The organism is Spiroplasma endosymbiont of Stenodema calcarata, from assembly GCF_964031205.1.
Taxonomy (GTDB): Bacteria; Bacillota_I; Bacilli_A; order Mycoplasmatales; family Mycoplasmataceae; genus Spiroplasma.
Genome location: NZ_OZ035018.1, coordinates 349,175 through 364,310, shown reverse-complemented (window position 1 = coordinate 364,310; position 15,136 = coordinate 349,175). Strand labels below are relative to the sequence as shown.

Annotated in this window: 14 protein-coding genes; 1 reads left to right on the top strand and 13 read right to left on the bottom strand. The window is 29.0% G+C overall.

Annotation, left to right across the window (positions count from 1 at the left end; all coding sequences use genetic code 4):
* Nucleotides 1-6 precede the first annotated feature (6 nt).
* From ACQH24_RS01945 to ACQH24_RS01930, 4 genes are read right to left on the bottom strand one after another with little or no spacing between them, the layout of a single operon-like run.
* A complete protein-coding gene (locus ACQH24_RS01945; RefSeq protein WP_425380366.1) occupies nt 7-1,017 on the bottom strand; it encodes an NAD(P)H-dependent glycerol-3-phosphate dehydrogenase in 1,011 nt (336 codons plus the stop codon).
* An 11-nt stretch (nt 1,018-1,028) separates the two neighbouring features.
* Entirely contained in the window at nt 1,029-2,345 is a 1,317-nt protein-coding gene (gene der, locus ACQH24_RS01940; protein ID WP_425380365.1) for a ribosome biogenesis GTPase Der, read from the bottom strand.
* Complete coding sequence (gene cmk, locus ACQH24_RS01935) at nt 2,346-3,017, bottom strand: (d)CMP kinase (RefSeq protein WP_425380364.1); 672 nt, start codon at nt 3,015-3,017, stop codon at nt 2,346-2,348. It abuts the gene before it with no gap.
* A gap of 16 nt (nt 3,018-3,033) precedes the next feature.
* Nucleotides 3,034-3,735: a hypothetical protein gene (locus tag ACQH24_RS01930; RefSeq protein WP_425380363.1), complete on the bottom strand. Its 702-nt coding sequence runs from the start codon at nt 3,733-3,735 to the stop codon at nt 3,034-3,036.
* Between the two features lie 99 nt (nt 3,736-3,834).
* Between ACQH24_RS01930 and ACQH24_RS01925 the strand changes: the two genes are divergently transcribed.
* Nucleotides 3,835-4,080, top strand: coding sequence for a ferredoxin (locus tag ACQH24_RS01925; RefSeq protein WP_425380362.1), 246 nt, complete (start codon nt 3,835-3,837; stop codon nt 4,078-4,080).
* A 32-nt stretch (nt 4,081-4,112) separates the two neighbouring features.
* Here the strand turns inward: ACQH24_RS01925 and ACQH24_RS01920 are convergent, their stop codons facing one another.
* From ACQH24_RS01920 to ACQH24_RS01880, 9 genes are all read right to left on the bottom strand, one after another.
* Nucleotides 4,113-4,544 carry a dUTP diphosphatase gene (locus ACQH24_RS01920; protein ID WP_425380677.1) on the bottom strand — a complete coding sequence of 144 codons (432 nt, stop codon included), beginning with the start codon at nt 4,542-4,544 and terminating at the stop codon, nt 4,113-4,115.
* Nucleotides 4,545-4,611: 67 nt separating this feature from the next.
* Nucleotides 4,612-6,171: a VWA domain-containing protein gene (locus ACQH24_RS01915; protein WP_425380361.1), complete on the bottom strand. Its 1,560-nt coding sequence runs from the start codon at nt 6,169-6,171 to the stop codon at nt 4,612-4,614.
* 25 nt (nt 6,172-6,196) lie between these two features.
* Complete coding sequence (locus ACQH24_RS01910; RefSeq protein ID WP_425380360.1) at nt 6,197-7,741, bottom strand: AAA family ATPase; 1,545 nt, start codon at nt 7,739-7,741, stop codon at nt 6,197-6,199.
* Nucleotides 7,742-7,754: 13 nt separating this feature from the next.
* Nucleotides 7,755-8,423 carry a hypothetical protein gene (locus ACQH24_RS01905; RefSeq protein ID WP_425380359.1) on the bottom strand — a complete coding sequence of 223 codons (669 nt, stop codon included), beginning with the start codon at nt 8,421-8,423 and terminating at the stop codon, nt 7,755-7,757.
* An 85-nt stretch (nt 8,424-8,508) separates the two neighbouring features.
* Entirely contained in the window at nt 8,509-11,247 is a 2,739-nt protein-coding gene (locus ACQH24_RS01900; RefSeq protein WP_425380358.1) for a hypothetical protein, read from the bottom strand.
* Between the two features lie 25 nt (nt 11,248-11,272).
* Nucleotides 11,273-12,022, bottom strand: a complete 750-nt coding sequence (locus tag ACQH24_RS01895; RefSeq protein WP_425380357.1) for a hypothetical protein — start codon at nt 12,020-12,022, stop codon at nt 11,273-11,275.
* 11 nt (nt 12,023-12,033) lie between these two features.
* Nucleotides 12,034-12,789: a hypothetical protein gene (locus ACQH24_RS01890; protein WP_425380356.1), complete on the bottom strand. Its 756-nt coding sequence runs from the start codon at nt 12,787-12,789 to the stop codon at nt 12,034-12,036.
* Nucleotides 12,790-12,800: 11 nt separating this feature from the next.
* Nucleotides 12,801-13,385 (bottom strand): hypothetical protein, encoded by a 585-nt coding sequence (locus ACQH24_RS01885; RefSeq protein ID WP_425380355.1) that lies wholly within the window; start codon nt 13,383-13,385, stop codon nt 12,801-12,803.
* Between the two features lie 200 nt (nt 13,386-13,585).
* Nucleotides 13,586-15,109, bottom strand: coding sequence for a hypothetical protein (locus ACQH24_RS01880; RefSeq protein ID WP_425380354.1), 1,524 nt, complete (start codon nt 15,107-15,109; stop codon nt 13,586-13,588).
* Between the last annotated feature and the right edge of the window lie 27 nt (nt 15,110-15,136).

The following is a 15,136-nucleotide window of genomic DNA, read 5'->3' as shown; positions in this document are numbered from 1 at the left end:
CTTTTTCTAGGCCAATATTGCTTTTGTGAAAACACTATTAATAATCGTACTTGGGCGTTTATTATTATACAAAATATCATATAACGCTTCAAATAATGGAAGCACAATATTATTAGCTCGTGCCGCACAAACAATTGTTTTGCAAGTTAAAACTCCTTCAACTGTTTTAGCATGACTTGCTAAAATCTTTTTAGCATCATCTGCTTGGGCGATTTCAAATCCAAGCGAAAAATTCCGAGATTTACTTGATGTTGCCGTTAATATTAAGTCCGCTAAACCCGCAAAGTTTAAAAACGTTTCAATCTGCGCTCCTTGTGTTTTTGCAAAAAGTTGAATTTCATTTAACCCCATCGTAATTAATGATGCTTTAGCATTATCTGAGGCATAAAGACCATTAAAAATTCCAGATGCAATTGCAACAGCATTTTTCAAAGCCACAGCATATTCTGCACCAACAACATCTGTGTTAGCAAAAGTAACAAAATATTCATTATTAAATAAATTTCGAACTTCTTGAGCAATTCTAATATCATTTGAAACTGACATAATGCAAGTTGGTTTTCTTTGCAAAACTTCTTGAGCAATACTTGGTCCATAAATTCCAGCATATGCTTTCAAAATTTTATTATCAATTAATTTAACAATTGATTGGGACAATACTTCGTGTGTTTCTGGGTCTAATCCTTTTGCAACATTAATAATAACAACTGGCTTTGATAGTGTTTTATTAATCTTTTCAATAACTGATTTAATTGCAACAACTGGAATCCCCAAAATAATGTATTCCGCATCTTCTAGCGCTTCATTAAAATTAGTTGTTGCCTTAATTTCTTTATTAATTTTTAAATCCCCAAAAAAATGACTATTTAAATGTTCATTATTAATATCATTAACTTCATTACTATCAATCCCATACATTATTACATTATGATCATTATCTGTTAAAACATTAGCTAAAACAGTTCCATAAGCTCCGGTTCCAATAATAGTAATATTCTTTTGTTCTCTTTTCATCATAATTTACCTCATTACTTTCTTTCTCTAAATAATATTTTAATTGGTACACCCTCAAATCCAAAATGTTCCCGAATTTGATTTTCAAGAAATCTTTTATAAGAAAAGTGAATATACTTAGGACTATTACAAAACATAATAAAAGTTGGAGTTAAACTTTCAGGTTGAGTAGCATAATAAATTTTTAATCGACCTCCATTAAAATCTGGCGGAGGATTTAATAATTGAGCTTTAACTAAAATCTCATTTAAAATACTAGTTTTTACTCGTTGGGTTAAACCACTATAAACCTCGTCAATCGCTTGAAATAAAATATGTAATCGCTTCTTTTCCAATGCTGAAACAAAAACCATTTTTGCATAATTTAAGTATTTAAAATAACCGCGAATTTTTTTCTCAATTGTTTGCATTGAACGATCATCTTTTTCCGCTACGGCATCTCATTTATTAACCACTAAAATGATTGGTTTATTTTGTTCAAAAGCAATTCCGGCAATATTAGTATCTTGATCAGAAATTGGCATTGTCCCATCAATAATTAATAAAACAAGGTCACTTCGTTCAATCGCGCTAACAGCTCGAAGAACACTATATTTTTCTAATTTTTCATAAATTTTCCCTTTTCGCCTAATTCCAGCCGTATCAATGACTGTGTAAAGGTGCTCATTTCGTTTAAAAGTTGTATCAATTGAATCAGTTGTTGTTCCGGCAATTGGCGAAACAATCACTCGTTCTTCTCCTAAAATTGCATTTGTTAATGATGATTTCCCAACATTTGGTTTACCAATTAAAGAAAAATGAATACCCTCAGTTTTTGGATGAACTGGGATTTGATTTAAATATGAAATAACTTGGTCTAGGAGGTCACCAATCCCAATCCCATGCGTTGCAGAAACAGCAACTGGTTCGCCGAATCCTAAAGTCATATATTCATATAATCCACTTTCTTTTTCTTGTTTATCATACTTATTAATAACTAATAAAATTGGTTTTTTAGCACGATATAATATTTTTGCAATCATTTCATCATCGGGCGTGATCCCTTCTTTATATGATAAAACAAAAATAATAACATCCGCTTCAGCAATGGCAATTTCGGCTTGCATTTTAATTTCTTGGGCAAACATTGCTTCACTATCTAAAGTTATCCCCCCAGTATCAATCATTAAAAATTCACGTGTTAATCATTCTGAAAAAGCATAAATTCGATCCCGTGTAACACCAGGAGTGTCTTCAACAATAGCAAGACGATTTTTAATAATACGATTAAATAATGTTGATTTCCCAACGTTTGGCCGCCCTACAATTGCTACGGTTCCTTTTTGCGCCATTTATTTTTTCCCTGCTTTCTTATAAGTCATTACTTTTTGATAAATTTCTGCTACAGTTTGTTTAAAAGTTAACGTACTACTATCAATTATAATTGCATCTGGAGCAATTTTTAAAGGTCCCACGGTACGGGTTGTATCAATGCGATCACGTTCTGTTAACTTTGCTGTAATTTCTGCTAAATTATTTAATGAAAGATGATTCTCCTTATTTTGACTTCATCTTCGTTTAGCCCGAGCAGCAATACTTGCTGTTAAAAAAATCTTTATTTCTGCCTCAGGCAAAACAACTGTTGTAATATCCCGCCCAACAACAACATTTTCTTTCTTAATAACTAATTGTCGTTGCAAAGCGACCATTGCTCTTCTAATAAAATCATGGCCCGTAATTTTATTAATATTATCAAGAACTAAATTTGTTTGCAACATCATTGTAACATCTTCATTATTAACAAAAACTTTATTATTTTGCACTTGATAATTAAAATTTGCTAATTGATTCTGCAACTGCTGCTGATTAGTAAAATCAACCTCTGCTTTGGCACAAAAATAAGTAAAAGCCCGATAAGTTAATCCTGTATCAATAAATTGATAATTTAATTTTTTGGCCAATTCATAACCAGTAGACGATTTACCACTACCAGCGGGGCCATCAATAGCTATATTTAATTTCATCATCTTCTCCCAATTTCTATAATCCAAAGATTAACGCTAAACAAATACCTAATAAAACAATAAGGAAAAGCATTGTCAACAATAACATTTTATAATGTAATTTCACTTTGCGATAAACAATAAGGACACTATTGTGTTTTTCTTCTAATAAAATACTTGATTCTTTTAACATCTCTGCTGTACTACGTTTGTCCTTTTTCCGCATATGAGCAATTGTTCCAAATTCAATGTTGGCTGAATTAATTTTGAAATTACTATTTTCTGCTTGAATTTTATCACTTAAACGATGATAAGTAATTTTTTCCGCTAAGATACTTTCTAAAATTTTCTGATATTTTTGATAAGTTGGTTTATTTAACAATGTTTCAGCAATTAAAATATTATGCATAATATCACCAGCATCTTGGTCGTTTTTAGAATTAACTTGTGTCGTTGTTTTTGCTGTACTAACAACTTGTTCTAATAATTGTTGTAAATCATATTTGAAATCAGATGGATATGGTTGCTCATCTGGATTTTTATCTAAATATACTTTTTCTCAACTAAATTCTTGTTCAAAATTTAATTTAACATTATTAAAAAAAGTAACATCAATCACATTTAATTTTGTCATATAACTATTAATTACTTGATTTGCCTGATTAATTTCCTGATCTAATTCAATTTCCTTTTTAATCATTTCCCGTAGCTGAGCAAATTTTTCCATTCTAGTTTCCATTGCAATCCTCCAACTTTTTCAAACTACATTAAAATTATATATTATTATTAAAATTTTTGTTATTATTATAATAATAAATAGAATAATGGAGGGATATTGATGGCGGACCGTGATATTTCAAAAAAAAGAACATATGTTAACACTGATTTGTGTATTTCTTGCGGAAGTTGTATTATGATTGATGAGACTGAAACATTTTTTATGGATGATGATGGTTTTGCCAATACAATACCAAATGATAAAGAATTAGTTGAGGGACAAATGGTTTGTCCAACCGCAGCAATTTTTATTAAAACATTAGAAGAATTTAAAGAAAACCGAAAAAGTAGCCTTGATACAGATTAAAAAATGTTTTATAAGTATTTATAAAACATTTTTTAATAATTATTTTCCTGACGAGTAAAGTTTATCTTGTTTTTCTTATTATAAGCCGTAACTAAAGCAGCCTCCGTAAAATTTAACTGTTCCGCAATAATCAAATATTGCGTTAACACATGAAAATAATTTTTAATTGTTTGTTTTTTAATTAATTTTGTACAAACAGCAAAACATTCTAAATAAAGTTTGCTTAGACTAATGTCTTTTGCATAATATTTATTTTGATAATAATATTTATTAAAATCAACTTGGAGACTACTTCCAATACTAATTAGAAAATGAATACCATCAATATATTCTTCTAGTAAAATGTCTTGTTCTGAAGCTGGTTTGACACTTCAATATTTAAAATCCCGTTGTTCATTAATAAATTCTGCTAATTCTACTAAAAAAGCCAAAATACGTTTATCTAATGTTTCTTCATCCTTTAATTTAAATTTTGTTGAAATGTGATAATCTAATTTTTTCTGATTTTCAACTAAATAAGCAAAAGTCGTTTTACTTAAGATTTTTATTAACCTCCTGCTCTGTTTTTATTTTATCTAAAATATCTTTTGCCGCGGGAATTTTATCATATTTTTTACCAACTGTACCTGTTAAGGAAGCAATAATTCGTTCAGAAGCAAAGGGATCACGCGGATCATAAATTCATGCATTATCAAAAACTGTTTCCACTTGTTCCGATCCCATTGTTCCAATCACAATAGCATGAAAACGATTACGGCGTTTTCTTAATAACTTAATTTTCTCAATAATATCTGGTGATAAATCCGAAGTCATAAAATCACTAATTAATAATAAATCAGCATTAAAATATTCATTACTGTCCATTATTGTTAAAGTATGTTGCAAAGCTGGCTCAACATCCGTATCCCCAGCAAAACTCTTTGACAAAAACTCAATTAACTTCGAAACAGAATTTTTCAGATCGGATAAATTATAAACATCTAAACTTTTAGAAAAATTAATCATATAACAAGGGCGATGCTCTGCTAAAGCAATTTTAGCAATCGCCAGGGCTAAAGCCTTGGCAATTTGTTCGGGGCTACCCCGCATTGAAGAAGAGGTGTCAATTGATAGCACAATTGGTCCTTTTTCTTCAGGAACATATGATTCTATTGTCGTTAATTTAATTTGTTCTTTAGGAACTTTATCTTGTGACAAAAATTCAAATGTTGTTAATTTTCCCTCAATATATTTCTTATAAAAAATATATTTTAGAATTGGATCTCGTAATAAAACTAATTCTGCTGGAAACATATGCTCTAAATCTTTTGATTCCGTCGCTCCAATAATCTCTTCTGGTGAAGAGCCAACTGGTTTTCATTCAAAATCCATCACTATTTCTTCTAAAATCCGTTGCTCAATTAAATTACTTTCCCCTTGATAGCGCCCTAATAAAGTTGCAATTTGCATAATAGCTGGATTAGTCTCTAAAAATTTAGCAAACTTATCGATTGCCCGCATATCAACACCTGGTTTTAATAGTTCAACAGGATCTCACATTTTTCCAAAAAAATTTCATACTGTTTTTAATAAACTATTTGCGTTATTATAAATTTCAATTTTATTATATAAATCCTGCCTGAATTTACTACGTAGTTCTTCAATTTTGACAAAACGATATTCATTAATTCTTTTAATTAAGATAGACTCTCAAATTCCAACAAAATCACGAAATAACATATTAGGGTTATTATTATTTTTATTAAATTCATAACGATAATAATTTAAGCGATCATAAAATGGTGAATTAACTTTAAATAAAAAATCCTGTGTTGAAGTATAATTCTTTTTCAACCCTTCATACCCATTGACCTTAATTCAATGAAATAAATAAATTTCCTTTTCAATATTTGGACTTAACTTAATTTTCGCAATTTCATATTCAATTTTTTCATCATAAAAACTATTAATTTCTTGATCAAATACTTCGCTTAATCATCGATTTGATTTTTTTATCAGAGCAAAATTTGGACTAGCTAAATCTGTCTTTTTTAATTCTGCCAATTTTTCCGCTAATTTAGCTCCTGCTTTTTGCTCTAAATATGGATTCATAATGAATGCTCCTTTATGTTATAAATTAATTCTTAACTAAATTTAATAAACCTGTCGAATTAGATTCTATGTTATCTTTACCAGGAAAATTAGGCTCAGCAATATCCTCGTTGAAATTTAATTTATTGTCATTAAAAGCATTATTAACGGCAAGCACAAAACGATCTTTAAAAAAGATACAATTTAGTCCTAATAAACGTTCTTTTTCATCCGGAAAAGCAGTTGCTAAACTATCAATTTCGTGTTCAACTGCTAGAATTCTTTTTTCAAGTTTTGAGTTATTATCTTCTACTTTTGAATTTTTAATTTCTACTCTAATTTCTTCATTTGTTTTAATAATTTTAAAAGTACTATCATTGACATAACTAATTTCAGTTTGCAACACGTCACTCATATTATCTAAGTCTTCTCCATAATATAATTCAACTGATGTTAGTTGACTTTTATTATGACGCGCATCATTTAAATCTTCAACGCGAAGAAAACAAATTGGATAGTCATGATTTTTCCAAAGAATACGGTGAAAAGTTCCCTGCAATTTTCCATCAAAAACATCTAAATATTCACTTTTATGACTATTTACTTCTTGAATATCTTCATATTGGGCTGATAACTCTTCTAATTCTTTACTTAAAAGATTCTTTTTTTCACGAACATCATGCGTTAGCGCATCTAAATAAAATTCATTAAAAATAGCATTATATTCTTCTTCTTGTTCCTCATCATCTCAAATACAATATGGAATAACTAATCAATCAGCTTTATCAACTGTATCACGACCATTATAAAAAGCTGATGCTTTCATTAAGTGCACAATCTTTTTTCAACGACGATCAGAAATATAATATTCCCCATCCGTTGCAAGATACATTGCTTTTCGAAATCGGGCAATAAAATCAAATGTTGATTGGGTTATTTTAATTTTATTAACTTCTTTTCGTCAAACATCATATTCTTCATGTGTAATTTGTAAAGCTTCATCAACTATCACATCTAATTCTGTTACTCCCGCAATCATATCATTAAAATTTATTTCATCTTTTAAACCATGGCCAATATAGCGAATAATAAAACGGTCATATAGTGCTTCTAAACCTTGGCCTTCGGCAGGTAATTCATTCGAAGCAGAAATCAATAATTTCATTGGGACTTTAACATCAATCCCGGCATTACGAAAAATCTTTTCATTAATAATTGTTAATAATGTATTCTGAATTGAAGGTCCAGCTTTTCAAATTTCATCTAAAAAAACAATTTCTGCCGTTGGTAAATATCTATCAATTAATCGCTTATAAACACCTCTTTGCAAATCTTCAATTGAAATTGGACCAAAAATTTCCTCAGGAGTTGAAAAACGGTTCATTAAATATTCAAAAATGGTTCCATTTTTAAAAGCATGTTTTAAGCGCCGTGAAACTAATGATTTTGCAATTCCTGGTTTTCCTAAAAGAAAAATAGATTCTCCGCTTAGCATTGCTAACATTGCTAAATTAAAAATTTCTTGCTTTTCATAAACATTTTGCTGTAATTGCTTTGTTAATTCTTCTAATCTTTCTGTAAGTGTCATCATTTCTCTTTACTCCTTAAACTTCTAAATTTATTCTTCGTTTGATATCATCTGATTTAACTATTAATAAACATGCCCCAATAATTCATAGTGAAGTAATTACTAAAACTAAAACAATAAATATTAATAATCACTGACTAATTGGTTCCGTTGTATTTGCTTTAATACTACCTAAAATTAATAAAGCAGCACATAAAATTTCAACAAGTAAAAAATATAAAATTCCTAACATAATATAGGCAATTGCTCAACCATAAACCGCCCCCGCTGTTCGTGCCATTCCCATTGGAATAAAATATAATAAACTAAAAAATAATGTAATAAATAAAAAACCATAACTTAAAAGGTCTTTCACATAAATATTAGCAAAAACTTTAATATTCGGATCAACAAAGTTAGCAAAAGCAACTAAAATCACTTTTTGACCAATAAAATAAGCCAAAATAATTACTAATAATTGGCCAAGAATAATAAAACTACGACCGACTCGTTCTAACGGACTATCTCAAAACATTCGTCGTTGCGAAAAATCATTATTCTGTACTGGTGAAATATAACTAAATCGCTTTTGTTCTTGTTTTGATAATTCCTTAACTTCTTCTTCGTATTTTTGCCGTTCTTGTTCCGTATCAAGCAACGCTAGATCAGGAAATTTGCTCCCATATGTTGGCTTATTTTTACTCATCTTGACCCCCCCCATTTGTTACTAAACAGTATTTACAATTATTTTAGCATCTTTCCTAACTTTAAACAAATAAATTACATTTTTCCTAATTTTCAACAATAAAAATCCCAGATATAATTCCATCAAAATATTTTGAACCACTCATTCGCATTACTTCAATATTATACCAATACTGACCTGGTGCTAATAAGATATCATTAGGATTTAATTGTTGAAAATTAGGATCATTGATTCTAATTGTAAAATAGCTATTAATATCATTAATATTATAACCATCATGATTAATTGCTTCACTTAATTGATACATAATTTTATTCATAACATCTTGAACTACATTGCCAACTTTTTGCTTACCAGGATTAATATTATTATAATACTTAGTAAGTGAAACAGGGTTAACAATTAAATCAAAAGTTGCCTTTCCTGCTAAAACATTGTCATTTCCAACAGCCGTAATTGTAATTGTTTTATTTTGAGTTGTTAATTTTACTAAATTATTTTCCGAAATACCATCTATATTAAAATCATATTCACTAAAATTTAAGCCTCTATTTCGTGCGCGATCAATGATTCCCGTTTTAATCGCTCGATAGGCACGTTGTTCTGTCAAGGAACTATCTACTACAAATTGAGAGAAAGTAATAGCACTAATTGGAGCTGCTGTAATTTGAATATTATCAGTTTTAAAACTACCTTGGTAATTTAATGAACTTTTATTTGCCACAATTGTTGCATTATATCTTCCAACTCGTAAGTTATCATTGTTATATCTGCCAACATTAACTTCATTTAGGCTAATATCAAAGGCATCCCTCCTTGAGATTTCAACCGGATAACCTGGTTGCCCAGTTCCCATTTCATTATTTTGTTCTCATTTATTAGCAATTTTTGTAATTACATCTTGATAATCATTTTTCAATAACTTAATATTATCCAAACTTGTATACATCTTTGGCAAAGCAAAACCTGATTGTAAAACATTAAGATTATTTTTATAAACACCATAAATATCTTCCACAACCTTATTTGGAATTTGATATTCATGTGATAAATTATAGATATTATTAACAGTACCATCATATGAAAATTGAACATTAACAGAAATTTTAGGGAAAGTTAATACTTTATCTTGAAATACTTTTTTTTCATCGCGACGGGAGCTCCCATTAACTGGGGGTTGTTTTTTAAAAGTTGTTCCATTAATTGCTGTATCATTCATCTCAGTCCCAACAGTAATCATTTTTACAATATTATTGATTTTAATGTATGAGTTATTTAATTTTTTTAACAAATAATTTTTTAAATTTGTTTTAATTGCATCAATTTTGTTTGTTAAAAGCATATCCATTTTATCTGATGTCTCATTGTACTGAACACTGTCAATTACATTTTTAACACTATCAATCAAATTAAAGTCTTGATAATTAATTGAACTATTAGTATAACTTTGTTGATTATAATAGATTTTAGTCGGGGAACGATTAATTTTATCGAAAAGACTATTATTATTAATATTTAAAAATTGAATTAATACTTCGTTATAAAAAATTTGATGTTCAGAACCTCACATATATTGACTAGAATCACCATTTGCATAATTAAAATTATCCGCAATATTATCTGATTCCAAACCCATTTCTTTAATATAACCCTGGTAAGAATTCACCCGTTGATTGTTCATTGCTCCAACTAAAAACGTTTGATCAGTATTTCGATCATATAAATCGTAACTATTTTTAATATTAACAAAGGTTGGCATTTTAATTTTAATCTTGGCAAAAATATTGGCCATGGCTATATAATTAGCATCAGGATAATCAAAAAGACTAGCCCCAAATTGTTGTAAAGAATTAAACTTCTTAGAATTATACTTAATGTTTAAAGTTAAGTCACTTGCTGAAGGGGTTCCATTGATTTTAGCAAAGGCTTGACCATTTTTATTAAGAATCTCTTCATTAAGAAGAATACTATTATCTGGTTTTACCAACGGATAATATTCCTTTAGAAGGCTATTTAAAATCATTTCATTATTAGTATTTAACATAATGCCATATTTTTGAACTAATGTAACAACTTTACTGTTTTTCATTAAATTCAACATTTGGCTTAAACTTAATAATGTTGGTGTTATTGCTTCGGTAGTATCATAGGTATAATCAAAAGCTTTATTTAAATCAATATAATAGCCAATATTATCAGTAGCAATTAATTGTAAAACAAATCTAATTTTATAAGTAAACAAACCCCGATCTTTATCAACAGGAGTAACTGTTACTAACCCATATTTATCATCCCCATCATTATATGGATAAGTTAAAACTTTTGGTCTTAAAACTAAACTCAAACGATTTCCTTGGTAAATTATTTGAGTCCCCGATAAAATTGCTCCTGTTCCTTTTAACATTGTTTGAACGGCTGTTAAATTATGGCTAATTCAATCTTTTTTTGCAAAAATTTCTTGAATAATTTGAATATTTCTTAAATTAGCATAAATATCAATATCATCTTTTTCTCCCACCACAAATGGAACATAACTATTAAAATTATTAGGCACAGGGTTACCATTAAAATCAATTAATGGTTTTGAAAGTTGGGAATTTACCATTTTAGTAATATTATTATCTAATAATGTTGTATTATCTCATGGATTTTTATTATGATAAGAAGAAGCCGCTATAACAGAATAAATAATGCCTCCTAGTCCACCAGCAATTGCTACTGTTCCAATAATAGCAAAAACTTTTAAATTTGTTTTTCGAGATCATTTTTGCCGTAATGATTTTGATGATACTAAAATATTACTATCTTTATCTTCTTTTATCATTCGTAATTTCCCCCCTCTGTTAATATTAATTCTTCTTATTTTTTTTAGATTTATTTTTCGTTGTACTTTGATTTTCTTCGTGCTGTTCTAAAATTAATTTTTGAACATAAATCCGCGGTTTTTTTTCTGTTAGATTTTTTAAACTATACTTTTCTTTATTGTACTTAATTGTCTCTAATTCAACAAGATGCTCTCGTTGTTGTTCTAATGTTGCTAACTTTACTTCTACTTCTTTTATTTGTTCTTCATCTGCTAAATATTCAAATTTTTTCCGTAAGATTCATTGTTTTTTAACTTCTCGCCATAATAAAATATATGAGGGAAAAATTACTAAAATACAAACACTAATTAATACAAAAGCCACAATAAAATAAGTGTTAATTGTTTTAAACATTCCAATATAAGTCACACCCAAGATAAAACAAATTGTATAATATATAACTGCAAAAATAATTGAAATAATAATTCAACTTTTAAAACTAGCCGCTTTTTTTAACTTAAGATATGGCAAGCCAATAAAGCAAAAGAAAAAGAAGGCAATGATTAAACCAGCAACACCAGCAATAATATAATGAATCTCATATGTTCGATGCGAAATAACACCTGTCAAATTTTTAATATTATTGTAAGCCATTGCACAACCAGCACTAATAAAATAACCCATAAAAGTACCCAAAATAGAAAAACCAATAATTAATAATCGTGTCGCGACTTCAACTCTAATATTTCATTGTAATGCTAATTCATCACGTTTTGAACTAATCTTTGTTAACATCCTAACCCTCCTTATTCTCGTGCGGCACGAATTTGCATTGCTAATTCATTTTCAACTTTTCGTTGATATTTTTTCCGTCCAGTTGCTAATAAACTGCAGCCTATTGTAAAACAAACAAAAGAACCACCAATAAGTCCTGGCAAAATAAACGGATTAATATTTAATTCAGCAACGGCACCTTTAACATAAATAAGTTGTAATATTGCAATTAATAAGATAATTGCCGAATTAATACTACCAACAATATTTACTATATTTGTTCAAATACGAACAGTTCGTAATGTCTGGGCAATTAAAATTGGAATTGTTAATAAAAAGAAAGTTGAAACCCATACAATTGCTAAAAAAATAATTACAGCAAACACAATTGGTTGCCCAATTGCAATAATTGGTCCAGTAAAAGGACTATTTGCTTTTGAAATTAGCGACATAAGAAATTGAACAACAACTTGGCTTAAAGTTGGAATATAAATTAATGAAACAACAATTAATAATAATTGTGAAAAAACAATAATTATTCGGGCTAAACTTTCACTTTTTGTTGAAAAATAATATTTGGTGGCATCAACATTATAATGATATGGTAAAAGTTTTCCTTGCTTTTTCTGCTTCAATTCATATTCACCTAAAGACTTCACTGTTTTATCAAAAACAGTTTTGTCTAAATTTTTTAATGACGCCGGTCGATTATCTTCAACAAATTGAATTTTTTGAACCATATCTGCTGTTGCATCATCTTTTGTAATAATTGTCTTCTCCTTTTTCATTTGACACCTTCCTACTCAATCACTTTTAATTCAGATCTAAAATCTAAACTTTCAGCAACAGCAATATTAATTCTTTTTTGCTGTTGTGCTGCAGAAAATCATAAGAAAAAGCTACCTCAAAATAGAACAAAAAAACAAATGCCAGCCATAATAACCCCTGGCAAATTCAAACGAACCGGAATAAAAAGATAAGCAACAATACTTATTGCTAACATTAACAAAGCAAAAAAGCATCCTAACGTATTAAAAATAACCCCTATTAGTTTGACAGATTTAATATTACGGGCAATTAATGTCGGAATAACAAAAATTAAAGAAAAAATGATTCCTAAAAGGGCAAGAATAATAGTAAGACCTCGAAAAACAGCATCGGCAACACCAAGATTATTAAAAACAGCGGGAATAGGAAGCTTACTAGTTGTAATCATCGCTAATGAAGCGGATACAATAATAATAACTCCTAACATAATTGCCTGAGCAATTAAAATCATAATCCTTCCAATAATTTCCATCCGATTATTAAAATACATTCGTGTTAATCGAATATCATTTTCTTGCAAACTTTGTTTTACTTTTCATTTGTTTTTTCTGCTCATCAATACCACCTAAAATTAATACTGTGTTTTTCATTTACAATGATTATAGCATTTTTTCTAAAAAATACTATCCCTCATAAAATATAAAAACTAGTATTTACATAACCTCAACTTTGAACTAATCATAATCTCTTAATAAAAAGGGAATTATTGTTTCCTTTTTTATTTCTTGTGAAAACAATTATCAAATTACGAATTATTTAATTATCAACAATTCTAATTTTTCCATTCACAATAATTTCAACATCTCGTCCAGAACCCTCTTCTTGATTACCATTAATAAAAATTGTATAAGTTCCTCAAGTGCCACTATTTTGGGCTGTTTCTAAGGCTCTTTGTAAATCATTTTTTCGATCAATTTTAAACTTACTCAAATCCTTTGATAAGTTAGAATTTCATTCTGGGGTATTAATAACTTTTTCTCAAACTAATTTTAAGACCGAATCAACTGTATCATTATCATCACGAAGTAACGAAATTGGATCAATTGATAACAAACTAATAGCAGTTCCTTCATTAACCAAGTGAACGATAATTTTGATATCCCCGCTATACATTAGATTTATATTAAGATTTTTTGCTGTTAATTCTACAACTGTTGAACCACCAATACTTGGCCATTCTTTTGATAATATGCTTTCTCATTTTGATGTATCAAATTCATCTAACTGTGGTCCATCTTCTAAATTTGCTTCTTGCATTGCCAAGTGTCAAATTTTTTCTTTATCAAGATTTGGGCGTTGTAATTGTGTCACAACAATTGGGTTTGGTAATGTTACTTGCTCTGGCAATTGAATTGGATTTTTACTAATTTTACCAATAACCCGAATATAATGATGTACTTCTGACTGTTTTGGAGTTGCTAAGAAGTTTAGCACAGTAAATTCACCAACAGCTGGCTCTGTAACAGTACTTCAATCAATAATATAATCATTACGATCATCTGAAGTACCAACATCAGTTGCAAAATAAGTTTTAACTTCCGCTCAAACAGCATCATATAAGGTTGCTGATGGCAAATTATTTCTTTTTAATTTCAGATCAACTTCCGCACGATAACTAATAATTTTTAACTTAATTACAACATTACCACTATAACTTGCCGTTGGGGTATTAGCCTTACCATTGTAAACTGCAATCATTTCAACATCTAAATTTTGATTAAAATTTTCTGGTAATGAAAAGCCACCCATATCATATGTATCATAATTAGTTGGGGTATTGTCCTTAAAATCATTAATTGCTGCTTCTCAAATATCTTGGTACAAGTCATTAATAGAATCATATTTCGTAATGTCTCAGACATTATTTAATTGAATTGAATCATTAATTTTAATTGATGCTTTTTTAATTAGAGTAAAATGAATTGTAATTGAGCCATTATAAGGAATATCATTTTGATCACGAACCGTTAAGACAACTCAACCATTTTGCGGAGTATTATCAACATCTGGTTTTGTTAAATTAAAATGGTCAGTAATAACAAAAATATCTGGTTTTAACTCAGCGGAAATTCGTTTTTCGGCCTGTGCTTGTTCAATAATTGATGTCATAACTGGAGCACTATCATCCGTCACAATTACATCATTTGTTAAAGTAAATTCGGTACCAATATTTTCTTTGCCATTAATTTTTGCTGGCGACGGATTTCCACATCCTATAATACTAACAGTTGGTGTACTTGTTAAAATACTTGCTGTTAAAAGTGTTAAAATTTTACGCATCTTGTAATCCTCCTTAGTTAAAGATAT